Consider the following 22,016-nt stretch of genomic DNA (forward strand, 5'->3'; position numbering starts at 1 on the left):
CCGCCGATCAAGGGCAAACGCACGTGGTTCGATCTCTTTTCCGCGTGCGTTTGCCCTTGATCGATGCGGATCTCCTTGATCGGCGCGACGCGGTCGCCCGTCGATGACTGCCATGCGCTGGCTGCCCGTGCGCCTCGTGACCGCGCGGCTCGTGCCCGCGCGGCTCGTGCCCGCGCGGCTCGTGACCGCGCGGCTCGTGACCGCGCGGCTCGTGACCGCGCGGCTCGTGACCGCGCGGCTCGTGACCGCGCGGCTCGTGACCGCGCGGCTCGTGACCGCGCGGCTCGTGACCGCGGGCTCTGCGCGGGCGGGGCTCTGTGCGGGTGGGGGCCGCATGCGGCGATCGTGGTTACGGGCGGCCCTAGGGGCCGCTGGTCGCCGCGACTGCCGCGACCGCGACGCCCGTCGACCAGTCGATCAGCGTGGGTGCGAGGCGGGAGTCGCGTGCAAGCTCCGTGCGGAAGGCCGCCACGCGCTCGTGGTGCTCCGCCGGCCAGGCCGGGTGCGGGAGCAGATCGTCCACGACGTACAGGGCGCCGGGCGCGAGGTGGCGCAAGAGCAGGTCGCGGTCTTCGAACTTGCCGGTCATCCAGTCGGCGAACACGAGGTCGAAGGGCGGTCCTGAGTACCCGATCAGCCAAGATCGCGCGTCGGCGAGGGTGACCTGCGCGCGGACGTCTCCGCTGAGGACGTCGCGCGCTGCCGCGGCGGTCGTCGGGTCGACCTCGACGGTCGTCAGCCTCGCGTCGGGGGTCATGCCGGCGAGTAGCCAGGCGGCGCCGACGCCGGTGCCGGTGCCGATCTCCAGCAGGTGGCCGCCGGGCTTGCTGGCCGCCAGCGTGCGCAGCAGCGCGCCGGTTTGGTCGTCGCAGGCCATCGTGAAGCCCAGCGCGGCGGCGGCGTCGCGCGCGGCGCGCACGAGCGGCGGTACGTCGAACGGCGATACGTCGATCAAGGAAACCTCCATCGATCAAGGGCAAACGCATGTGGAAAAGAGATCGAACCACGTGCCTTTGCCCTTGATCGACGGAAATCGGAAAGGCGGCGGGGAGAGGGGAGTGCTCAGCGGTCGAAGCGGGCGCAGCCCACCACGGCCGCCGACTCGCCGGGCAGGTCGGCTGAGTCGTGGACCAGCGCCAGGCCCGGCTCGGTCGCCACCAGGACGGAGCGCGCCGTGCCGTGCAGGTTGACGCGTTGCGGGGTGCGGCGCAGGTTGGTGACCACGACGCAGCAGCCGCGCCGGATCGCCAGGAAGCTGGCGCCGTGCCAGACGTCGGAGCGGCGCAGCGTCGGCTGGGACAGGTCGGGGTGCGCGCGCCGCATCGCGATCAACCGGCGGTACAGGTCGAACATGTCGCTGTGCTCGCGCTTCTCCAGCTCTGACCAGTCGAGGCTGGAAAGGGCTCTCGCCTCGTGTGCCGGCCAGTGCGCGCCGGTTTCGCCGGGCGGCCGGGCCGCCCACTCCTCGCCCATCTGCATGACCGGAGTGGAGGGCGCGGTCATCAGCAGGGTGGCGCCGAGCCGCAGCATGCCGGGGGACAGAGCGGCCAGCGGCCGGTCGGTGCCGCCCACGTCGGCGAACCGCTGACGCAGGATCGTGAACAGCTGCTCCAGCGTGCCGAACTCGGCCCGGTAGTTGCGGTCGAGCGCGTCGTCGGGCTCCCAGAGCGCGGCGAGGTCGCCGGGCGCCGAGCGCGGGGTGATCAGCCGGGCGCCGACCCGGTCTGAGCCGGCGATCAGCGACAGCGGCCGCCCGAGCCGGGCCGAGAGGGTCTCGACCTGGGTGGTCAGCTCCTCCAGTAGCCGCATCGCCTGGCGGTCGATGAGCGTGTGCGCGGCGTCCAGCCGGACGCCGTCGGCGTGGTAGTCGCGCAGCCACATCATCACGTTGTCGACGATGAAGCTGCGGATGCCGTCAGCGTGCGGCCCGTCGAGCGCGAGCGTGTGGCCCCAGGTGTTGACGACATCGGCGAGGTACGGGCCGAGGCGGGGCGAGCTGGCCTCGACGTGGTCGTAGTGCAGGTCGAGCACCACGGCGATGCCGCGCGCGTGGCACGCGTCGACGAAGCGCTTGAGGCCGTCGGGGCCGCCATACGTGGGGTGCGGCGTGTACCAGCACGCGGTGTAGTGCAGCGGGCCGTGCTCGACGTTGACGGGTCGCAGCTCGACCGCGTCGATGCCCAGCGCGGTCAGGTGGTCGAGCTTGTCGATCGCCGCGTCGAACGTGCCCTCGGAGGTGAACGCTCCCACGTGCAGTGCGTACACCACGCCGCCGGTCAGCTCACGGCCCGCAAAGGCACCGTCGGTCCAGCGGAACGCCGCGTGGTCGTAGGTGCGGCTCGGCCCGTGCACCCCGTGCGGCTGCCAGCGCGAACGCGGGTCGGGCAGCGGCTGGTCGGAGTCGCCGAGAAGGTACGAGTAGTCGGCGCCGTGCGCGGGGCAGTCGACCTCGACGCGCCACCAGCCGCCGTCCTGCAGAGTCATTGGATGGTCAGTTCCGGCCACCCGAACGCGCATCTTCGACGCGTCGGGAGCCCATACACTAAACCTGGTCACGGTTCACCACCAGGAGCGCTACTGGATAGGCGGACAGCACGTCGGACAATGGCACCCGCCGGGACTGCCATGTGCGTCCGGTAAGCACATCGCCCCACCGCCCCGGCGCCAACGCCAGCTTAGTGCCGCCCCAGCCACCCTGAAGTGCCAACTTCACCGGCAATCTGGTGGCGATCGCGACAACGCCGCCCCGATCGAAGGTGAACGCGTGCTCGGCGGCCGGCCCCTCGACCACCACCGGTTCGTAGCGGTCGAACGGACGATCTCGGCGGGCGCGCAGCACCCGGCTGGTGACGAGGAGCTTGGCGGCGCCCGTGGCGTCGACGGGCGGCATCCACCCGGCGTCGATCCGGCGCAACAGCTCACGCCGGAGGGCGAAGTCGACCGGCCGGCGGTTGTCGGGGTCGACCAGGGAGTTGTCCCATAGCTCGGTGCCCTGGTAGGTGTCGGGCACGCCCGGCATGGCCAGCTGCACGAGCTTCTGCCCGAGCGAGTTCGACCAGCCGTACGGTGTGATCGTCGCGACGAACGCGTCGATGTCGGCGCGCAGGTCCGGATCGTCGTATGCCTGGTCGGCCGCCGCGTGCAGCGCGGCCTCCGCGGCGAGGTCCGGGTCGGCCCAGCTCGTCGCGGCCTCCCGGGCGGCCTTTTCGAGGTACGCGTGCAGGCGCTCGCGCTCGATCGGCCACGCGCCCGCCACCGTCTGCCAGAGCAGCAGCGCGAGGCTCGCGTCGGCGAGGGGCGCGGCCCGCGTCCACCGGCGCAGCGTCGCCGCCCATTCCGTCGGCATTTCTGAGAGTACTGCCAGCCGCGCGCGCACGTCCTCGGAGCGTTTGGTGTCGTGTGTGGACAGTGTGGTCATGCCCCGCGGCCAGTCCCGTTGCCGCACGGCGGCCGCCCGGTGAAACGCCTCCGGCGTGACGCCGAAGCGGGCCGGGTCGCCGCCCACCTCGTTCAGGGCCACGAACCGGGTGTGGCGGTAGTACGCGGTGTCCTCCACGCCCTTGGCCATGACCGCGCCGGTGTACTGCTGGAACCGCTGGGCCAGCTCGTCGGCCGGGTCGCAGAGGCGCGTGCGGAGCGCGTCGAGCGCCTCGGCGAGTTCCGGCCTTCTCCGCGCGGCCTCGGTGCGTGCGGCGGCGAGATGGCGGGCCCCGGCGGGCAGGTACGAGCGGTACACCTCGAAGGCGGCGGCCAGCTCGGCGAGCGCCTCGGCGGCGTGCGGCACCTCGGGCGCGAGCCGGGCGATGCGGCCCAGCTCGGCCGCCAGCAGTGTCGTGGCGGCGCGCTTCTTCCCCTGATACCTGATCCCGGGCCACGAGGGCTCGCCGGCGAGCCGGTGCAGGGGCTCCTCGCCGGCCGGGTCGACGAAGAGGCCACATACCTCGCCGAGTGCGTCGTACCCGGTGGTGCCGTCGACCGGCCACTCGCGGTGCAGCTGCTCGCCCGGTTCCAGGATCTTCTCGACGAGCAGCCACGCGTCCGGTGCGGCCTTCCGCAGCCGGGCCAGGTATCCGGCGGGGTCGCGCAGCCCGTCCGGGTGGTCGACGCGGATGCCGTCCGGTGCCCAGCGCAGCACCTCTCGATGGGTGGCCGCGAACACCGCCGGGTCCTCGACGCGCAGACCGGCCAGTGTGGACACCGCGAAGAACCGCCGATAGTTGACATCGGTGTCGCCTCGTCGCCACGAGATCAGCCGGTAGTGCTGGCGCCTGTGCACGTCCTTGGGATCGCCGTCACCGGTGCCGTCGGCGATCGGGAAGCGCAGTTCGTGGTAGAGAAGCTCACCGTCTGCTTCGCCTTCCCAGGAAACCTTGAGGTCGTCCAGCGCGTTCGGGTCGTCGGCCAGTACCGGAAGCCGGAGCGGACCGCGCGACCAGTCGATGTCGAACCAGCCCGCGAACCGCGACTCGCGGCCGCGACGAAGCACGTCCCACCAGGCCGCGTTCGCGGCCGGGACGGCCACGCTCATGTGGTTGGGCACGATGTCGACGACCAGGCCGAGCCCATGCGCGTGAAGCGCCGCGACCAGCCGCTCCCGGCCCGGCTCGCCGCCCAACTCCGGGTTTACCCGCGAGTGGTCGACCACGTCGTATCCGTGCGTGGAGCCGGGCGCCGCGGTGAGCAGCGGCGCGGTGTACAGGTGGGTGACGCCGAGCGCGACCAGGTAGTCGGCGAGCTCAGCGGTGGCGTACAGGTCGAAGTCCGGCCGCACCTGGACGCGATAGGTGCTGCCGGGAGTCACCTCACACCGCCCGGTCGAGGACCAGCAACGAGCGCTCGGGCACGCGGATGCGCGCGCCTGCGCCGACCATCGTCGGGGTGGACGGCCCGGCGTCGGCGGTGTCGACGACGGTCTGCCACTTCTCCGCGTACTCCTGCGGCGGCAGCACGAAGTCGACCGGCTGGTGGTGGCCGTTGAAGCACAGCAGGAACGAGCTGTCGCACTGGCGTTCGCCGTACCGGCCGCGTTCCTTGATGCCTTCGCCGTTGACGAAGACCGCGAGGGCGCCGATGTTGCTGTCCCAGTCGGTGCCGTTCATCTGCCGGCCGTCCGGGGTGAACCACTCCATGTCGGCGACGGGCGTCGCGGCGCTGCGCGACTTAACGAGGCGGCCGGTGAAGAAGCGCCGGCGCCGGAACACCTTGTGCCGGGCTCGGAACGCGGTCAGCCGCCGGACGAACTCCAGCATCTGTTCGTCGACATTGTCCCAGTCCACCCAGGACAGCTCGTTGTCCTGGCAGTACCCGTTGTTGTTGCCGTGCTGGGTGCGGCCGATCTCGTCACCGTGGCTCAGCATCGGCACGCCCTGCGAGAGCAGGAGCGTGGCGAGGAAGTTGCGCCGTTGCCGTGCGCGCAGCGCGAGGATGTTCGGGTCTTCCGTGGGCCCCTCGACGCCGCAGTTCCACGACCGGTTGTAGCTTTCGCCGTCCCGGTTGTCCTCGCCGTTGGCTTCGTTGTGCTTGTCGTTGTAGGACACCAGGTCCGCGAGCGTGAACCCGTCGTGGCAGGTGACGAAGTTGATACTGTGGAACGGCCGGCGCCCGTCGTCCTGGTACAGGTCGGCCGAGCCGCTGATCCGGCTGGCGAACTCGGCGAGCACCGGCTGCGAGCGCCAGAAGTCGCGGCTGGTGTCGCGGAACTTGCCGTTCCACTCCGTCCAGAGTGGAGGGAAGTTGCCCACCTGGTATCCGCCGGGACCGATGTCCCACGGCTCGGCGATCAGCTTTACCCGGCTGACCACCGGGTCCTGCTGCACCACCTCGAAGAACGTCGAGAGCCGGTCGACCTCGTAGAACTCGCGGGCCAGGGCGGCCGCCAGGTCGAAGCGGAACCCGTCGACGTGCATCTCCTCGACCCAGTACCGCAGCGAGTCCATGATGAGCTGGAGCGTCTGCGGGCCGCGCATGTTGAGGCTGTTGCCGCAGCCGGTGTAGTCCAGGTACTGCTGCGGCGCGTTGTCGGCCAGCCGGTAGTACGCGGCGTTGTCGATGCCCTTGAATGCCAGGGTCGGCCCGAGGTGATTGCCCTCGGCGGTGTGGTTGTAGACCACGTCGAGGATCACCTCGATGCCGGCGGCGTGCAGGGCGCGCACCATGCCGCGGAACTCCTGCACCTGCTGCCCGAGGTGGCCCATGGCCGAGTACCCGTGGTAGGGCGCGAAGTACCCGATGGTGTTGTAGCCCCAGTAGTTGCGCATGCCGCGCTCGGCGAGGCGGTGGTCGTGGACGAACTGGTGCACCGGCATCAGCTCGATCGCCGTTACCCCGAGCCGGCTGAGGTGGTCGATCATCACAGGGTGCGCGATGCCCGCGTACGTGCCGCGCAGCTCCTCGGGGATGTCCGGGTGCCGCCAGGTCAGCCCCTTGACGTGCGCCTCGTAGATGAGCGTGTCGTGGTACGGGGTGCGGGGTGCGCGGTCGTTGCCCCAGTCGAAGTACGGGTTGACGACGACCGCCTTGGGCATGTGCGGTCCGGAGTCGGTGACCGACATCCGTTCTGGGTGGTCCATGTCGTACCCGTACAACGACCGGTGCCACGACACGTCACCGTCGACCGCTTTGGCGTAGGGATCGAGGAGCAGCTTGTTGGGGTTGCACCGCAGCCCGCGGCCGGGATCATAGGGCCCGTGTACGCGGAAGCCGTACCGCTGACCGGGCTCGACGCCGGTGAGGAAGGCGTGCCAGACGAACGCGTCGACCTCGGCGAGCTCGATGCGCTGTTCCGTGCCATCTGAGGTGAAAAGGCACAGATCGACTCCTTCTGCCATCTCTGAGTAGATTGCGAAGTTCGTGCCTACCCCGTCATACGTCGCGCCCAACGGATAGCGCCGCCCCGGCCAGACCAGCATGGTCGTCAGGGTACGTCGGTTGATCACCCAATCTAGGGCATAGACACATCATTCGATACGCACGTGTCGTACCCGCCTGGCACCATCCGGGCCAGACGCGTGGCGCGGTTAGGTGCGGCGGGCTCGGGCTCGGCGTTTGCCCTCGTGCATGGCCTGCACGCGGGCGATCGGGATCGTGTGGCCTTCCGCCACGAGGTCGTCGGGCAGGCGCTGCGGCGACGGCAGCCGCTCCATCCACGGGTTGGCGGCGCCCAACAGCCCGGGCGCGGTGTGGATGGTGAAGTCGGCCGGCACGACCGACTCGACGTCGCCCCAGGCCACCGGGAACGACACGGGCACGCCGGGGCGCAGCCGAGGGCTGTACGCCGCCACCACCGTGGCGCCGCCCGCTCGGGTCGAGTCGATGAAGACCTTGCCGCCGCGGTCCTCCCGGATGAACGCCGTGGTCGCGAGCGCCGGGTCGAGCCGCTCGGCGCGGGCCGCGATCGCTCGGGTGGCCGCCGCGGCGTCGTCGAAGGCCGCGTCCGCCACCGGTACGAACACGTGCACGCCCTTGGCGCCGCTGGTCTTGACCGCGCCTGCCAGGCCCGCGTCGGTGAGCGCCTGGCGGACCAGCAGCGCCGCCCGCACCGCCTGCCGGAATGCGGGCACACCGTCGCCCTCCGGCGGATCAAGGTCGAGCACCAGGTGCGTCGGCCGGTCCAACCGTTCGGACCGCATCAGCGTCGGGTGGTACTCGATCGCGCGCTGGTTCGCGAACCACAGCAGCGTCCGCCGGTCGTCGCACAGGGCATACGAGACGTCGCGGTGGGAGGACTCCGCCCACATCGTCACGGTCCGTACCCACTCCGGCGTGTACTTGGGCAGGTTCTTCTGCATGAACGGCTTCTGCCCGCGCAGTACCCGGATCACCGACAGTGGCCGGTCGCGAAGCTCGGGGATGATCCGGTCGTGCATCGCGTCGAGGTACTCGACGAGATCCCGTTTGGTGGACTCAGAACCGTCGAAAAGCGGCTGGTCGAGATTGGTGAGCGTCACCTCGTCGCTGCTCATTGCCCCACCCTCCGGAACGGCGCGATGGTCTTGCGGATCATTTCGAGAGCGCCCCAGTCGCCGTCGCCGTGCGCGATCTGGCTGAGCAGTTCGCGCAGGTGCAGCAGCGGCATCCGGTCGCGCCAGCCGTCGTGCGGCCGCGCGACTTCCTCGTACGCGGCGAAGAACGCGTCGGACTCCGCCGGCCGGTCGCACGACCACATCATGCTGAGATCGACCTCCGGCCACGTGTACGACACGGCGGGATCGATCAGCACGGGCTGACCAGCGGCGTCCGCGAGCACATTGCCCGTCCAGAGGTCACCGTGCGTGAGGGCGGCGGGTTGATCGGGTACCAGGTCCGGCAGGCGCTCACACAGGTGCTCCAGAGCGCGGCGGTCGTCGGCGTCGAACGCGGCCGATACCAGCGGCTCGGTCAGCCACCGCAGGATGCGGTGCTCGGCGAAGAACGCGTGCCCGTCGTCGCTCCACGCGTTGTGCTGCCGCAGCCGCCCGAGCCATCCGTCGCGGTGCCAGCCGAACCGCTCGGACCCCGTCGTGGTGTGCAGCGTCGCCACCATATGCCCCAGTGTCGCCCAGAATTCTGTGCTGTCGAGCCGCGCTCGGAGCGGTTCGAGCACGAGCAGGTCGGCTGCCACCAGGCGTACCGCGGGGGTGTGGACGCCTGGCACGGCCGCGAGGGCACGGAGCCCCTCGGCCTCGACGGCGAACAGGTCGGCGCCGGGATCGGCGATGGTCTTGGCGAACAGTCGCGTGCCGTCCTCGCGGGTGGCCAGCCCGGCGTGGGCGACCACGCCCCCGTACGCGGGCTCCAGCGACACGATGTCAGCGAAGCCGGCCGCGGCGAGTCGAGTGGCGAGGAGATCGGTCTCCGTCATCCCGCGATTGTGTCGTACCCCGTTGTTACGTTCGGCCCCATGAGAAGAGTGATTTTCACGCCTGGCACCGATGAGTCCACACCCGCCGGGCCGTCTAACCGTTCGACAGAGGAAGAAGAAACCGCAGGAGGAGATTCCGATGATCGCGAAGGTTGACCCGCTCACCGCCGCCCGCGCGGAAGCGCTCTTCACCAGCCACCTGTCGACCAGCAGCCGGCCCACCGCGGCCGCCGTCGCCGACGCCATCCGCGCCGCGGTGCGCGCCCACGGCGGCACCCGTGGCTGCGCCGCCGATGTGGCCACCGCGTACGGCGACCACCCGGAGATCGCCGCGCCGCGTATGCGGTGGGCCAGGGGTGTCGTGGATGAGATTTACGGCGTTCGGCAGGCGGTGGTCACCCCCGATCAGCGAAGCTGTGCGTTGGTGGCATAAAGCCCTGGGAGCGAGGGAGTTGGCGCGGCGACGCCTGGACTGAGGAGCGAAGTGACGAGGGAAGGCGTTGCCTTGTAGCGCCGCACGACCGAGCGACCCAACAAGCTCAGTAGGAGACGGCCATGCTTGGAAACACGAAGGCGTTCAGCAGCTTCTCCGTCGACGACCTGGCCAAGGCCAAGGAGTTCTACGGCGGCACACTCGGGCTGCGGGTGAGCGACAGCGAATTCGGGGTGCTGTTCCTGCACCCGGCAAACGGCGACAGCCGAATCATGGTCTACCCCAAAGACAATCACGCGCCGGCCAGCTTCACGGTGCTGAACTTCCCGGTCGACGACATCGACCAGGCGGTCGACGACCTTACGGCGCGGGGCATCCGCTTCGAGCGGTACGACGGCTTCAAGCAGGACGAAAAGGGCATCGTGCGCGACGAGATGGGCCCGGGAATCGCCTGGTTCGCTGACCCGGCGGGCAACATCATCGCGGTGCTCCAGGAGAGCTAGCCGGCGGCTACCCGTGGATGCGCCCCGCGGTCTCGGAGAGGCGGCGGCCGTGACCACCCCACCGGCTCGCGATGATCTCGGCGGCGATGCTCACCGCGGTCTCCTCCGGCGTCCGTGCGCCGAGGTCGAGCCCGATCGGCGACGACAGCCGCCCCAGTGCGGCGTCGTCGACGCCGGCCTCACGCAGCCGCGCGAGACGGTCGTCGTGCGTACGGCGTGAGCCCATGGCGCCGACGTAGGCGAGCGGCAGGTCCAGGGCGATCCGCAGCACCGGTACGTCGAACTTGGGGTCATGCGTGAGCACGCAGACGACGCTGCGCTCGTCGAGCCGGCCCGCTTCCGCCTCGGCGGCCAGGTACTTGTGCGGCCACGCCACCACGACCTCGTCGGCCTCGGGGAAGCGCCGCTGGGTGGCGAAGACCGGGCGGGCGTCGCAGACGGTCACGCGATATCCGAGGAAGGCGCCGATCCGGGCGACCGCCGCCGCGAAGTCGATCGCGCCGAAGACGATCATCCGGGGGCGGGGCGCGTACGAGCGGACCAGCACGCTCAGCCCACCGCCGCGGCGCTGCCCGTCGGGGCCGTAATGCAGCACTCCGGTGCGCCCGCCGGCGAGCAGCCCGCGCCCGTCGTCGGTGGCGGCGTCGTCGAGCCGCGCCGAGCCCAGCGTGCCGTCCCGTCGATCGGGCCAGATCACCAGGTGCCGGCCGAGCCGGTCGTCGGGGCCTTCGACGCTGGTGAGCACAGCCACCGGCACGGCTTTGTCGATCGACTCGGCCACGTCTGCCAGCTGCGGAAACGTCTCCCGGTCGACCCGTTCGACGTACAGCTCGATCGTGCCCCCGCACGTCAGGCCCACCGAGAAGGCGTCGTCGTCGCTCACCCCGTACCGCTGAAGGCGCGGCTGCCCGCCGGCGATGGCCTCCTGGCAAAGGTCGTAGACCGCGCCCTCGACGCATCCACCCGACACGCTGCCGACGGCTGTGCCGTCCGGCCCGACCAGCATGGTCGCGCCTGGCGGGCGCGGCGCGCTGCTCCACGTCGCGACGACAGTGGCCACGCCCACCGGCTCGCCACCGCGCCACCACCGGAGCAGGTCGTCGATGACCTCACGCATGAGACCCAGTGTGCTCCTCGGGCGTGTCCACGTCACGATCGTCGGCTACGTCCTCGCACGGCACGATCCGCACGGCGTGCTTGGAAAGGTAAGGCCGGGCGCCCACGTCTCCGGTGGCCAGCGTCGCGACACCCACCCAGTGGTCACGCCCGAGCAGCACGGGGTGGCCGCGCCGGCCGGCGTACCCGGCCATGGCGAGGGCGTCGGGCGCCGAGAGCGCGACGAGCCTGCGCACGGCGGCGGCCGTGATGCCGGGCTGGTCGACCAGTAGCACGACGGCGGACTCCGCGCCGGTCTCGTCGAGAGCGGCGAGGCCGGCGCGAAGCGACGAGCCCATGCCCGTCGGCCAGTCCTGGTTGACGACGGCCCGCTCCATACGGACCTCGGCCTGGACGCGGTCGGCGGCGGCGCCGAGCACCACGACCACGGGCGCGCAGCCGCCATCGCGGAGGGTGGCGGCCGCGTGCTCCACAAGCAGCCGACCATCGCGGCGGACCAGGGCCTTCGGCATCCCGTACCGCCGGCCGGCGCCAGCGGCGAGCAGCAGTCCCGCGGCGGTCACGGTCATACTCTATGCCGGTGGAACCCTTCCAGATCCACGTCGACGAGCGGTCCTCGCCGACCTGGCGGCGCGCCTGCGCCACACGCGCTGGCCCGGCCCGGCCCCGGTGAGCCGTGGTCGCAGGGCACCCACCTCGCCTACCTGCGCGGGCGTCACCCGCCGGCCCTCGGGTGAGCTGCGGCCCGAGCTTCGCGGACGCGGCCTGCGTTTCGCGGCGATCAAGGACTTTCGTATCGATCAAGGGCAAACGCACGCGGATTTGAGATCGAACCACGTGCATTTGCCCTTGATCGACGCGGAGGGGCGCGGGCGTGGGGCGCGGGCGTGGGGCGCGGGCGGGGCGCGGAGCGCGGGCCGGGCGTGAGGGGACGGCGCGGCGGGTGGGGCGGGTGGCCCTCCCGTTATGGGGTCAGGTGGAGGGCTAGGAAGAAGTCGACTCGGGTGTCGAAGTTGGTCAGGTCGCGGCCGGTCAGGGCTTCGATGCGGCCGATCCGGTAGCGCAGCGTGTTGACGTGCACGTGCAGTCGCTCGGCGCAGCGCGTCCACGAGCCGCCGCAGTCCAGGAAGTCGCCCAGCGTGTGCACCAGGTCGGCGTCGTGCGCGCGGTCGTACTCGACCAGCGGCCCGAGCAGGCGCTCCCGGAACGCGGCTCGCGCTTCCATCGGCACCCGGGCCAGCAGGAGCTGGTGCGACGCCAGGTCGCTGGACGCGACCACCGCCGTGCGGCCGGCGGCTGACCGGTACGCGTGGCGGGCCTCTTCGACGGCGCCCGCCAGCGTCGACGGGCCGGCGGCGGGGCCGCTGACGCCGATCGACAGCCGGCCGGCGCCGAGCCCGGGCGCGAGTGCGTCGGTCGCCGTGCGCAGCGCGGCGGCGACGTCGGTGCCCGGCGGCGCCGCGAGGACGGCGAGGATCTCTGACCCTGGTAGTGGGGTCACCACCGCGTGGTCTGTCACGGTGCGCAGCGCTTCCTGGAGCACGGCGAGGCCCAGCTCGGGCGGTGCGCGCAGGCCGGTCAGGGCGGCGACCACCGCCACGAGCGTCGCCTCGGGCGGCAGCCCGCATGACAGCAGCGCGGCCCGCAGGTCGGCCGGCTCGGCACCGGTCGCGAGCAGGCGGCCGACGCTGTCGGCGAGGCGGTGTTCGACGCGGACGACCTCGTCGAGCTGGGTGCGTTCCAGCACCGCGAGGCTGGCGAGCTCGTCGACGGCCTCCGGGGGGCCGTGGGTGTCGCCTTCGGCGGGACACGCGAGGAACCACGACGCCAGGCGGTGTTCGGGCCGGCCGGGCACGGCGACCAGGTGGTACCGCCGCCCGTCGACGGTTACCACGGCCGGGAGCCGGCTGGCGGACAGGAACGCCCGTGCGAGCGCCGCGGCCCGGTCACCCAGTGGCGCGGTGCCGGCGATCAACCGCCCGGTCGGGGACAGGATCCAGCACGCCACGCCCAGGTCGGCGGCCATCGGCGGGAGCAGGTCGGCCAGGCGGGCACCGGCGGCCATCGCCGCCATGAGGCCGCGCTGGCGCCCGAGTACGGAGGCGAGGCCACTCGCGCGGTGCGCCCAGAGCGACTGGTTGACCTGGTCGACGATCTCGCGGAACGAGACCTCGACGGGTACCTCGAACAGCGGCACGCCGTGGCGGCGGCAAGCGGCGACCAGGTCGGGCGGCACCGAGCCGTAGACGGCGTCGCCGGCGCCGATCGCGGTGACCCCGCCGGCCGCGCACGCCGCGACGAACGCCTCCGAGTCGCCGGGCTCGCGGCGCCACATGAGGCCGGTCAGCACCACCTCACCGCCGGCCAGGTAGCGGCGGGGATCGAGGAGATCTGTCACGTATATCCGGTTTATCGCCCGGTCGGGGCCTTCGGCGCCGGTGAGCAAGGCGAGCTTCAGCCGGGGCTGGTCGAGCAGCTCACGCAGCAGCATCGCGGGTCCTTCGGGCCGGTTTGGAGGAACCTACGAAAACCATACGGCGACCGTGTATCGGTTTCGGCGTTACCGCCGCTTCAAGGACGTAACGGCCAACTGTTGTACTCGTCCAATGGCGGAACTCTCGCAGTTCAATGCCCTGTCGCCGGCCGACGCCGAACACGAGTTGCTCGCCTGCTGCGCGGCTCCAGCGTGGGCCCGGGAGGTCGCCGCTGGTCGGCCGTACCGGGACGTGCTGGCACTACGCGCGGCGGGTGATCGCGCGGCGCGCCACCTGACCTGGGATGACGTCGCGCGGGCGCTGTCCGCGCACCCGCGGATCGGCGAGCGACCAGCCGGCGACGACCGCGAGTCGACCTGGTCGCGGCGCGAGCAGGCCGGCGTGGCCGAGTCTGCCAAGGAGGCGCTCGCGGAGGCGAACAGGGCGTACGAGGAGCGCTTCGACCACGTCTTCCTGATCTTCGCGACGGGTAAGACCGACGCGGAGATGCTCGCGGCCGCGCGGGCGCGCCTGGCCAACGACGAGGAGACCGAGCGGGGCGTGGTGCGAAACGAACTGCGCAAGATCGCGTTGCTGCGGCTGGAACGGCTCGTGTCGTGAGCCTGTCGACCCACGTGCTCGACAACAGCACCGGCACGCCGGCCCGGGGGGTGCCGGTGAGGCTGGAACGCCGCGACGGCGACGGGTGGTCACCGGTCGCCGCGGGCGCGACCGACGCCGACGGCCGGCTACGCGATTGGGTACCGGAGGGGCAGTGGCGGGCGGACGTGTACCGGCTGGTTTTCGACACGGCCGGCCACCTCGGACCCGACGCCTTCTTCCCGGAGGTGGCCGTGGTCTTCCGGGTCGCCGACACCGCGCGGCACCACCACGTTCCGCTGCTGCTCAGCCCGTACGGCTACACCACCTACCGGGGGAGTTGAGAATGAGTATCGTGCTGGGGCCTAACCAGTACGGCAAGGCGGAGACGCGGGTCGTGCGGGTGGTGCGTGACGGCGCGCGGCACGAACTGCGCGACCTCAACGTCAGCGTCGCGCTGGCGGGAGACCTGGCGGGCACCCACCTCACCGGCGACAACGCGGCGGTGCTGCCGACCGACACGCAGAAGAACACCGTGTACGCGTTCGCGAAGCGGCACGGCATCGGGGAGCCGGAGGAGTTCGGGCTGCGGCTGGCGCGGCACTTCGTGGCGTCGCAGCCGTCGATCGGCCGCGCTCGCGTGTCCATCGAGCAGTACGCGTGGCGACGGCTCGGCCCGCACTCGTTTCAGCGCGACGGCGGCGAGAACCGCACGTGCTTGGTCACAGTGGACGGAGCCGACGAGTGGGTGGTGTCCGGCATCGCCGACCTGGTACTGCTGAACTCCACCGACTCGGAGTTCTGGGGGTACGCGAAGGACGAGTACACGACGCTGCCGGAGACGAAGGACCGGGTGCTCGCGACGGCGGTGTCGGCGCGGTGGCGGCACGCTTCCTCCGAAGGGGACTGGGCGGCTTCCTACGGCGGCGTGCGGGACGCGCTCGTCGCCGCGTTCGTCGAGACGTACAGCCTGTCGCTCCAGCAGACCCTGTACGCGATGGGGCGCCGGGTGCTGGAAGAGCGGCCGGAGATCGTCGAGGTGCGGCTAGCACTGCCCAACAAGCACCACCTCCTCGTCGACCTGTCGCCGTTCGGGCTCGACAACCCCAACGAGGTGTTCGTGGCGGCGGACCGGCCGTACGGGCTGATCGAAGGCACGGTGCTGCGCTCCTCGGTTTCGCCGGTCGACGGGGCGTTCTGATGGACTTCCTGCAACCCTCCACATGGGACGAGGCGCTGGCGGCCAAAGCGGCGCACCCCGACGCGGTGCCGATCGCCGGTGGCACCGACGTGATGGTGGAGCTGAACTTCGACCGCCGCCGCCCGCCCGCGCTGCTCGACCTGACCCGGGTCGCCCCGCTCGCCGAATGGGGCACCGACGGTGACCTGCTGCGCGTCGGCGCCGGGGTGTCGTACCGGCGGATCATCGAGGAACTGGGCACCGCGCTGCCGGGACTGGCGATGGCGTCCCGCACCGTCGGCTCACCGCAGATCCGCAACCGTGGCACGGTCGGCGGCAACCTCGGTTCGGCCTCGCCCGCCGGTGACGCGCACCCGCCGCTGCTCGCTTCCGGCGCGCTGGTGGAGCTGGCCTCGGTACGCGGTGTGCGCCAAGTGCCGGTCGACGGGTTCTTCCTGGGCCCGAAGCGCAGCGCGCTGGCGCCCGACGAGCTGATCGCCGCGTTCCTGGTGCGGCCCGGTGGTGCGGAGCAGTTCGCGAAGGTGGGCACCCGCAACGCGATGGTGATCGCGGTGTGTTCGTTCGCGCTGTCGCTGGACCCAGCGGGCCGAACGGTGGGAACGGGGATCGGGTCGGCGGCGCCGACACCGGTGCGGGCGCCGGACGCGGAGGAGTTCCTGGCGGCTTCGCTGGACTGGGACGGGCGCGACCCGGTGTCCCTATCGGTGGCGGAACGCTTCGGTGAGCTGGTGAGCGCGGCGGCGTCACCGATCGACGACGTGCGCGGCACGGCCGCGTACCGGAAGCACGCGCTGTCGGTGCTCGCGCGCCGCACGCTCGTGTGGGCCTGGAAGGGGTTGGCGTGAGGCTGAACTGCACGGTCAACGGGGAAAGTCGGCAGGCCGACGACGTGTGGGCGGGCGAGAGCCTGCTCTACGTGCTGCGCGAGCGGCTCGGGCTGCCTGGCGCCAAGAACGCCTGCGAGCAGGGCGAGTGCGGCTCCTGCACGGTGTACCTGGACGACATGCCGGTGTGCGCGTGCCTGGTCGCGGCGGGGCAGGCCGAGGGGCACGACGTGGTGACCGTCGAAGGGCTCGCCGACGGGCCGGTGCAGCGGGCGTTCCTGGCGGCCGGAGCCGTCCAGTGTGGATTCTGCACGCCCGGCCTGGTGGTCGCGGTGCACGACCTGCTGGCCCGAGACTCAGCGCCGACCGACCCGGAGATCCGCGAGGCGCTGGCGGGCAACCTGTGCAGATGCACGGGGTACGAGAAGATCCTCGACGCCGTGCGATTGGCCTGTGAGCGGGTTCAGCCATGATGATCATTGAAGGCTGTGCCGTGGCCACGGTGGACGCGTCCGGCACCGAGTACGCCGATGGGCACGTCGCTGTCGAAGACGGACGGATCGTCGCGGTGGGCTCCGGCAGCTACCCCGGGCCGGGGGAGCGGGTCGACGGCACCGGCTGCCTCGCCACACCCGGCCTGGTCAACACCCACCATCACCTGTACCAGTGGGCCACGCGCGGGCTCGCCCAGCAGGAGAACCTGTTCGGCTGGCTGACGGACCTGTACCCCATCTGGGCGCGCCTCGACGAGCAGGTCGTGGCCGACACGACGGCCGCCGGCCTCGGCTGGCTCGCTCTCTCCGGCTGCACCACCAGCTCCGACCACCACTACGTCTTCCCCAACGGGGTCGGCGATCTGGTGGCCGCCCAGGCCCATGCGGCCGCCGAGATCGGGCTGCGGTTTCACCTGTGCCGCGGCTCAATGGACCTCGGCGCGTCCGCCGGTGGCCTGCCGCCCGACGAGGTCGTCGAGGACACCGAGGCGGCGCTCGCCGGCACCGAGGCGGCGATCGACCGATACCACGACCCGGCGCCGGACGCGATGCTGCGGGTGGCCGTGGCGCCGTGCTCGCCGTTCTCCGCCACCGGCAAGCTGATGAGCGAGGCCGCGACGCTCGCCCGCCGTCGCGGCGTGCGGCTGCACACCCACCTCGCCGAGACCGTCGAGGAAGAGGAGTACTGCCGGGAGAAGCACGGCTGCACCCCGGCCGAGTACGCCGAACGCCTCGGCTGGCTGGGTGACGACGTGTGGCTCGCGCACGCCGTGCACCTCGACGCGGGCGCGGTGGCCCGGTTCGGCGCCACCGGCACGGGCGTGGCGCACTGTCCCAGCTCGAACGCGCGGCTGGGCGCGGGCGTGGCGCCGGTGCCCGATCTGCTGGCTGCCGGCGCGCCCGTCGGCCTCGGTGTCGACGGCGCGGCGTCGCAGGAAACCAGCCAACTCGGTGTGGAGCTGCGCCAGGCGCTGTACGCCGCACGGCTGCGCGGTGGGCCGGCGGCGCTGACCGCCCGGCAGTCGCTGTCGCTCGGCACCATCGGCGGCGCACGCTGCCTCGGCCGGTCCGACGAGATGGGCTCGCTGGAGCCCGGAAAGCTCGCCGATGTCGCGCTGTGGCGGATCGACGGGCTGGGTCACGCCGGCATCGACGACCCGGTGGCAGCGCTGGTGTTCGGCCCGCTGGCCACTGTGGAGCTGCTGCTGGTCGGCGGCCGTCCGGTGGTCGAGGCGGGGCGGCTGCGCACCGCCGACGAGCGCGACCTGGCCCGGCGTACCGTCCGGGCGCACGAGAGGCTGCTTCCGCGATGACCACTGTGGATGTTCAGGTGATCGGTGGGGTGGGCACGAGCCCGAATCGCCCCGACGGCGAGCTGAAGGTGCGGGGCGAGTTCGCGTTCTCCTCCGACCTGTGGGCCGACGACATGCTGTGGGGAGCGACGCTACGCAGCCCGCACCCGCACGCCCGCATCCGTGGCATCGACATCACCGCGGCGGTCGCCTTGCCCGGCGTCTACGCGGTGCTCACCCACGAGGATGTGCCGGGCGCCAAGCGGTACGGGTTGGAGATCATCGACCAGCCGGTGCTGGCGATGGGCGAGGTGCGGTACCAGGGCGAGCCGGTCGCGGTCGTCGCGGCCGACCACCCGGAGACCGCGCGCCGCGCCGCTGCCCGGATCGCCGTCGACTACGAGGTGCTGCCGGCCGTCACCGACGCGGCAGCCGGCGAACTGCTGCGGCACGTGCCGATCCGCGTGGGCGACCCGTCCGTCGCCGCTGACGTGGTGGTCACCGGCGAGTACCAGGTGGGTATGCAGGACCAGGCGTTCCTGGGTCCCGAGTCAGGGCTGGCGGTGCCCGCGGAGGACGGCGGCGTCGACCTGTACGTCGCCACCCAATGGCTGCACGTCGACCAGAAGCAGGTCGCCGAGTGCCTGGCCCTGCCCGTGGACAAGGTGCGGCTCAGCCTCGCCGGCGTCGGCGGCGCGTTCGGCGCCCGCGAGGACCTTTCGATGCAGGTGCACGCGAGCCTGCTGGCGCTCCACACTCGACGGCCGGTGAAGATGGTGTACGGCCGGGAGGAGTCGTTCTTCGGCCACGTGCACCGGCATCCGGCCAAGCTGTGGTACGAGCACGGGGCCGCCCGCGACGGCAAGCTGGTGTATGTCAAGGCGAAGATCGTGCTCGACGGCGGCGCCTACGCCTCCAGCTCCACCGCCGTCGCCGCCAACGCCGCAACCCTCGGCATCGGCCCGTACGAGGTGCCGAACGTCGTGATGGACGCCTCGGTGTACTACACCAACAACCCGCCGTGCGGCGCGATGCGCGGGTTCGGCGCGGTGCAGGCGTGCTTCGCGTACGAGTCGCAAATGGACAGACTCGCTCTTGAGTTGGGTCTGCATCCGGTTGAGGTCCGGCTGCGTAACGCGATGACCACCGGGTCGCGGATGCCCACCGGGCAGATCGTGGAGGGCCCGGCGCCGGTGGCCGAGATACTGACGCGGGTGCGCTCGTTTCCGCCGCCGCCTCCCTCTAGTGGTGACCCTCGTGAAGCGCCTGGTGGCGTCTCGAACACCACGCACGGCGAGGGCGTGGTCCGCGGCGTCGGTTACGGCATCGGCATCAAGAACGTCGCCTTCTCCGAAGGCTTCGACGACTACGCCACCGCGCGGGTCCGGCTGGAGGTGATCGGTGGCGAGCCGGCGGTACTCGTACACACCGCCGCCGCCGAGGTCGGCCAGGGCCTGGTGACCGTGCAGGCGCAGATCGCCCGCACCGAGCTCGGCGTCGAGCGGGTGACCGTGGCCACGGCCGACACCTCGGTCGGCAGCGCCGGCTCGTCCTCGGCGTCCCGGCAGACGTACATGACCGGCGGCGCCGTGCGGGCCGCGTGCCAGGCGGTGCGTGCGGCGCTGCTGGCCCGGGTGGGTGGTGCCCGCATCGACGGCGGCAAGGTGGTGTCGGACAGCGGCGCGGTCGTCGCCGACCTGGTCGACGCGATCGGCGACGAGCCGGTCGAGGAGACCGTCGAGTGGCGGCACCGGCCCACATATCCGCTCGACCCGGTGACCGGGCAAGGAAATGCCCACGTGCAGTATGCGTTCGCCGCGCACCGCGCCACCGTCGACGTCGACCTGGAGCTGGGTCTGGTGCGGGTGGTGGAGATCGTGACCGCGCAGGACGTGGGCAAGGCGGTCAACCCGCTGGCGGTCGAGGGCCAGATCCACGGCGGCACCGCGCAAGGGCTCGGCCTCGCGCTCATGGAGGAGATCCAGATGGTCGACGGCGTCGTGCGGAACCCGTCGTTCACCGACTATCTGATCCCTACGATCCTCGACATGCCGCCGATGAAGGTCGACGTCCTGGAGATGGCCGACCCGCACGCGCCGTACGGGCTGCGCGGCGTCGGGGAGCCGCCGACGATCTCGTCCACCCCGGCGGTGGTCGCCGCCATCCGCAACGCCACCGGCAAGGCCCTGACCCGGGTACCGGTGCGGCCAGAGCACATCGTCGGGTAGCGCGATGCGTGCCGCGCTCGGCCGGCTGCTCCGTGGTGATCCTGGCAACGGGCGCGTCAGTGCTCGCCCGCGAGATCGGCTCCCGCGCCCGCCGCCGCTAGGACGCGAGGAGCTCCTCGAACGGGGTGGGCTCGTCGAAGGGGTCGATCACCGCTACCGGCTCGCGGCGGGAGACCTCACGCGCCAGTTCCCCGGCCGCCCGAGCGATGCGGTTGGCGAGCGCGCCCTGGGCCGTGGCGCCGCCCCAGTCTTCCGGCGCGGCGAACACCGCCGTGGGAACGACCACCGCGCGCAGGTACGCGAACATGGGCCGCGAGGCGTGCTCCAGCGCGAGCGAATGGCGCGCCGTGCCCCCGGTCGCCGCGATCATCACCGGCTTGTCGGCGAGGCTGCCCTCGTCGACCACGTCGAAGAACGACTTGAACAGCCCGCTGTACGACGCGTTGAAGATCGGCGTGACCGCGACCAGCCCGTCGGCCCGCGCCACGGTGTCGAGCGCCGCACGCAGCCGAGCCGGCGCGAAGCCGGTCAGCAGGTGGTTGGTGATGTCGTGGGCGAGGTCGCGCAGCTCGATCGTCACCACGTCGATGCCCGGCAGCTCGCGGCGGACGGCCGCCGCGAGCTGGTCGGCAAGGAGCCGGCTGGACGAGGGCTGGCTGAGGCCCGCCGAGACGACCGCGAGGGTACGCGGCGCATGATCCGGGCCAGCTAGATCGGTCATGCCGACGCTCCGGCAGCGTCGCGAGCGGCCTTCAGGGACTCGTGGGTGGGCGCGTCCGGCACGTGCGCCGGGCGCAGGGCGTCGAACTCGCGGCGCAGCACCGGTACGACCTCCTCGCCGAGCATGTCGAGCTGCTCCAGGACCGTCTTCAGCGGCAGACCCGCGTGGTCGAGCAGGAAGAGCTGGCGCTGGTAGTCGCCGAAGTGGTCCCGGAATGTCAGCGTACGGTCGATGACCTGCTGCGGGCTGCCGACCGTGAGCGGCGTCTCACGGGAGAAGTCTTCCAGCGAGGGCCCGTGGCCGTACACCGGGGCGTTGTCGAAGTACGGCCGGAACTCGCGCACCGCGGCCTGGGAGTTCTTCCGCATGAACACCTGGCCGCCGAGGCCCACGATCGCCTGGTCGGCGGCGCCGTGCCCGTAGTGCTCGTACCGCCGCCGGTACAGCTCGATCATGCGCTTTGTGTGCTCGACCGGCCAAAAGATGTTGTTGTGGAAGAAGCCGTCGCCGTAGTACGCGGCCTGCTCGGCGATCTGGGGGCTGCGGATCGAGCCGTGCCACACGAACGGCGGGATGCCATCGAGCGGGCGCGGCGTCGCGGTGAACGACTGCAACGGCGTGCGGAACTTGCCCTCCCAGTCGACGACGTCCTCGCGCCACAGCTTGTGCAGCAGGGCGTAGTTCTCGATCGCCAGCGCGATGCCGTCCCGGATGTCCTTGCCGAACCACGGGTACACCGGGCCGGTGTTGCCGCGGCCCATCATGAGGTCGACGCGGCCGTCCGCGATGTGCTGGAGGTACGCGTAGTCCTCGGCGATCTTCACCGGGTCGTTGGTGGTGATGAGCGTGGTCGCGGTCGACAGGATGAGCCGCTCGGTGCGCGCCGCCACGTACCCGAGGAACGTGGTCGGGGACGACGGGACGAACGGTGGGTTGTGGTGCTCCCCGGTCGCGAAGACGTCGAGGCCCACCTCCTCCGTCTTGAGCGCGATCGTGAGCATCGCCTTGATCCGCTCGTGCTCGGTCGGCGTGCGCCCGTTCGTGGGGTCCGGCGTAACGTCGCCCACACTGAACACTCCGAACTGCATCTCGATCAACTCTTCCGCTGTAGCTCCCGGCGTTTCCTTCAGTTTTGAACGATACGCGCCCGGTCGGCATTCCCGCCTACACGGGCGGCCGTCCCTGTCTGGCAGGCCGAGGGCGCGTGGGTGCGGAGGCGGGTGCGGAGGGTGAGGGCGGGTGTCGGGGTGGTTTCGGACCGCAGACCGTGGTTAGCGCCGTCTTATGCGTC

Annotated in this window: 20 protein-coding genes; 9 read left to right on the forward strand and 11 right to left on the reverse strand. The window is 71.5% G+C overall.

What is annotated here, in order from left to right:
- Positions 1-361: 361 nt before the first annotated feature.
- The 6 genes from V6V89_RS27855 to V6V89_RS27880 all read right to left on the reverse strand — a co-directional run bounded on the left by V6V89_RS27855 (position 362) and on the right by V6V89_RS27880 (position 8,839).
- The gene (locus V6V89_RS27855) at positions 362-967 is read right to left on the reverse strand and encodes an O-methyltransferase (protein WP_334622411.1); all 606 of its coding nucleotides are present in this window, start codon (positions 965-967) and stop codon (positions 362-364) included.
- 95 nt (positions 968-1,062) lie between these two features.
- Complete coding sequence (locus V6V89_RS27860) at positions 1,063-2,484, reverse strand: DUF3459 domain-containing protein (protein WP_334622412.1); 1,422 nt, start codon at positions 2,482-2,484, stop codon at positions 1,063-1,065.
- Between the two features lie 58 nt (positions 2,485-2,542).
- On the reverse strand, positions 2,543-4,801 hold the full coding sequence (treY, locus tag V6V89_RS27865) for a malto-oligosyltrehalose synthase (protein WP_334622413.1): 2,259 nt from the start codon (positions 4,799-4,801) through the stop codon (positions 2,543-2,545).
- 1 nt (position 4,802) lies between these two features.
- The gene (glgX, locus tag V6V89_RS27870) at positions 4,803-6,908 is read right to left on the reverse strand and encodes a glycogen debranching protein GlgX (RefSeq protein WP_334622414.1); all 2,106 of its coding nucleotides are present in this window, start codon (positions 6,906-6,908) and stop codon (positions 4,803-4,805) included.
- A gap of 108 nt (positions 6,909-7,016) precedes the next feature.
- Entirely contained in the window at positions 7,017-7,961 is a 945-nt protein-coding gene (locus V6V89_RS27875; protein ID WP_334622415.1) for a DNA polymerase domain-containing protein, read from the reverse strand.
- Entirely contained in the window at positions 7,958-8,839 is an 882-nt protein-coding gene (locus V6V89_RS27880; RefSeq protein ID WP_334622416.1) for a fructosamine kinase family protein, read from the reverse strand. Before V6V89_RS27880 ends, V6V89_RS27875 begins: the two co-directional genes overlap by 4 nt.
- Positions 8,840-8,978: 139 nt before the next feature.
- Between V6V89_RS27880 and V6V89_RS27885 the strand changes: the two genes are divergently transcribed.
- Both V6V89_RS27885 and V6V89_RS27890 read left to right on the forward strand, forming a co-directional pair.
- Complete coding sequence (locus tag V6V89_RS27885; protein WP_334622417.1) at positions 8,979-9,272, forward strand: hypothetical protein; 294 nt, start codon at positions 8,979-8,981, stop codon at positions 9,270-9,272.
- Positions 9,273-9,394: 122 nt separating this feature from the next.
- A complete protein-coding gene (locus tag V6V89_RS27890; RefSeq protein ID WP_334622418.1) occupies positions 9,395-9,775 on the forward strand; it encodes a VOC family protein in 381 nt (126 codons plus the stop codon).
- Positions 9,776-9,782: 7 nt separating this feature from the next.
- On the opposite strand, the gene V6V89_RS27895 is transcribed toward V6V89_RS27890, so the two are convergent.
- From V6V89_RS27895 to V6V89_RS27905, 3 genes are all read right to left on the reverse strand, one after another.
- Entirely contained in the window at positions 9,783-10,892 is a 1,110-nt protein-coding gene (locus V6V89_RS27895) for an XdhC family protein (RefSeq protein WP_334622419.1), read from the reverse strand.
- Positions 10,885-11,460 carry a nucleotidyltransferase family protein gene (locus V6V89_RS27900; protein WP_442935229.1) on the reverse strand — a complete coding sequence of 192 codons (576 nt, stop codon included), beginning with the start codon at positions 11,458-11,460 and terminating at the stop codon, positions 10,885-10,887. Before V6V89_RS27900 ends, V6V89_RS27895 begins: the two co-directional genes overlap by 8 nt.
- Before the next feature lie 395 nt (positions 11,461-11,855).
- Positions 11,856-13,382: a PucR family transcriptional regulator gene (locus tag V6V89_RS27905; protein WP_334622422.1), complete on the reverse strand. Its 1,527-nt coding sequence runs from the start codon at positions 13,380-13,382 to the stop codon at positions 11,856-11,858.
- A gap of 115 nt (positions 13,383-13,497) precedes the next feature.
- On the opposite strand from V6V89_RS27905, the gene uraD reads away from it, so the two are divergent.
- From uraD to pucD, 7 genes are read left to right on the forward strand one after another with little or no spacing between them, the layout of a single operon-like run.
- Positions 13,498-13,986 (forward strand): 2-oxo-4-hydroxy-4-carboxy-5-ureidoimidazoline decarboxylase, encoded by a 489-nt coding sequence (gene uraD, locus V6V89_RS27910; protein ID WP_334622423.1) that lies wholly within the window; start codon positions 13,498-13,500, stop codon positions 13,984-13,986.
- On the forward strand, positions 13,983-14,309 hold the full coding sequence (uraH, locus tag V6V89_RS27915; RefSeq protein ID WP_334622424.1) for a hydroxyisourate hydrolase: 327 nt from the start codon (positions 13,983-13,985) through the stop codon (positions 14,307-14,309). The genes uraD and uraH overlap by 4 nt, the downstream gene beginning before the upstream one ends.
- Positions 14,310-14,311: 2 nt before the next feature.
- Positions 14,312-15,166: a factor-independent urate hydroxylase gene (gene pucL, locus V6V89_RS27920; RefSeq protein WP_334622425.1), complete on the forward strand. Its 855-nt coding sequence runs from the start codon at positions 14,312-14,314 to the stop codon at positions 15,164-15,166.
- Complete coding sequence (locus tag V6V89_RS27925; protein ID WP_334622426.1) at positions 15,166-16,011, forward strand: FAD binding domain-containing protein; 846 nt, start codon at positions 15,166-15,168, stop codon at positions 16,009-16,011. Before pucL ends, V6V89_RS27925 begins: the two co-directional genes overlap by 1 nt.
- A complete protein-coding gene (locus V6V89_RS27930) occupies positions 16,008-16,463 on the forward strand; it encodes a (2Fe-2S)-binding protein (RefSeq protein WP_334622427.1) in 456 nt (151 codons plus the stop codon). The genes V6V89_RS27925 and V6V89_RS27930 overlap by 4 nt, the downstream gene beginning before the upstream one ends.
- The gene (locus V6V89_RS27935) at positions 16,460-17,797 is read left to right on the forward strand and encodes an 8-oxoguanine deaminase (protein ID WP_334622428.1); all 1,338 of its coding nucleotides are present in this window, start codon (positions 16,460-16,462) and stop codon (positions 17,795-17,797) included. Before V6V89_RS27930 ends, V6V89_RS27935 begins: the two co-directional genes overlap by 4 nt.
- Positions 17,794-20,004 (forward strand): xanthine dehydrogenase subunit D, encoded by a 2,211-nt coding sequence (pucD, locus tag V6V89_RS27940; protein ID WP_334622429.1) that lies wholly within the window; start codon positions 17,794-17,796, stop codon positions 20,002-20,004. Before V6V89_RS27935 ends, pucD begins: the two co-directional genes overlap by 4 nt.
- A 97-nt stretch (positions 20,005-20,101) precedes the next feature.
- Here the strand turns inward: pucD and V6V89_RS27945 are convergent, their stop codons facing one another.
- Positions 20,102-20,725, reverse strand: coding sequence for an FMN reductase (locus V6V89_RS27945; protein ID WP_334622430.1), 624 nt, complete (start codon positions 20,723-20,725; stop codon positions 20,102-20,104).
- On the reverse strand, positions 20,722-21,813 hold the full coding sequence (locus tag V6V89_RS27950; RefSeq protein WP_334622431.1) for an LLM class flavin-dependent oxidoreductase: 1,092 nt from the start codon (positions 21,811-21,813) through the stop codon (positions 20,722-20,724). Before V6V89_RS27950 ends, V6V89_RS27945 begins: the two co-directional genes overlap by 4 nt.
- Between the last annotated feature and the right edge of the window lie 203 nt (positions 21,814-22,016).

The sequence above is a fragment of the Micromonospora sp. CPCC 206061 genome, assembly GCF_036906915.1.
Classification (GTDB): domain Bacteria; phylum Actinomycetota; class Actinomycetes; order Mycobacteriales; family Micromonosporaceae; genus Phytohabitans.

Coding starts and splice junctions, on each gene's coding strand:
- V6V89_RS27855 (WP_334622411.1), bottom strand. CDS start 967: ATGGAGGTTTCCTTGATCGACGTATCGCCGTTCGACGTACCGCCGCTC.
- glgX (WP_334622414.1), bottom strand. CDS start 6,908: ATGCTGGTCTGGCCGGGGCGGCGCTATCCGTTGGGCGCGACGTATGAC.
- V6V89_RS27935 (WP_334622428.1), top strand. CDS start 16,460: ATGATGATCATTGAAGGCTGTGCCGTGGCCACGGTGGACGCGTCCGGC.
- V6V89_RS27905 (WP_334622422.1), bottom strand. CDS start 13,382: ATGCTGCTGCGTGAGCTGCTCGACCAGCCCCGGCTGAAGCTCGCCTTG.
- V6V89_RS27945 (WP_334622430.1), bottom strand. CDS start 20,725: ATGACCGATCTAGCTGGCCCGGATCATGCGCCGCGTACCCTCGCGGTC.
- uraD (WP_334622423.1), top strand. CDS start 13,498: ATGGCGGAACTCTCGCAGTTCAATGCCCTGTCGCCGGCCGACGCCGAA.
- pucL (WP_334622425.1), top strand. CDS start 14,312: ATGAGTATCGTGCTGGGGCCTAACCAGTACGGCAAGGCGGAGACGCGG.
- V6V89_RS27860 (WP_334622412.1), bottom strand. CDS start 2,484: ATGACTCTGCAGGACGGCGGCTGGTGGCGCGTCGAGGTCGACTGCCCC.
- V6V89_RS27875 (WP_334622415.1), bottom strand. CDS start 7,961: ATGAGCAGCGACGAGGTGACGCTCACCAATCTCGACCAGCCGCTTTTC.
- V6V89_RS27890 (WP_334622418.1), top strand. CDS start 9,395: ATGCTTGGAAACACGAAGGCGTTCAGCAGCTTCTCCGTCGACGACCTG.
- V6V89_RS27950 (WP_334622431.1), bottom strand. CDS start 21,813: ATGCAGTTCGGAGTGTTCAGTGTGGGCGACGTTACGCCGGACCCCACG.
- V6V89_RS27885 (WP_334622417.1), top strand. CDS start 8,979: ATGATCGCGAAGGTTGACCCGCTCACCGCCGCCCGCGCGGAAGCGCTC.
- pucD (WP_334622429.1), top strand. CDS start 17,794: ATGACCACTGTGGATGTTCAGGTGATCGGTGGGGTGGGCACGAGCCCG.
- V6V89_RS27925 (WP_334622426.1), top strand. CDS start 15,166: ATGGACTTCCTGCAACCCTCCACATGGGACGAGGCGCTGGCGGCCAAA.
- V6V89_RS27900 (WP_442935229.1), bottom strand. CDS start 11,460: ATGACCGTGACCGCCGCGGGACTGCTGCTCGCCGCTGGCGCCGGCCGG.
- V6V89_RS27880 (WP_334622416.1), bottom strand. CDS start 8,839: ATGACGGAGACCGATCTCCTCGCCACTCGACTCGCCGCGGCCGGCTTC.
- V6V89_RS27895 (WP_334622419.1), bottom strand. CDS start 10,892: ATGCGTGAGGTCATCGACGACCTGCTCCGGTGGTGGCGCGGTGGCGAG.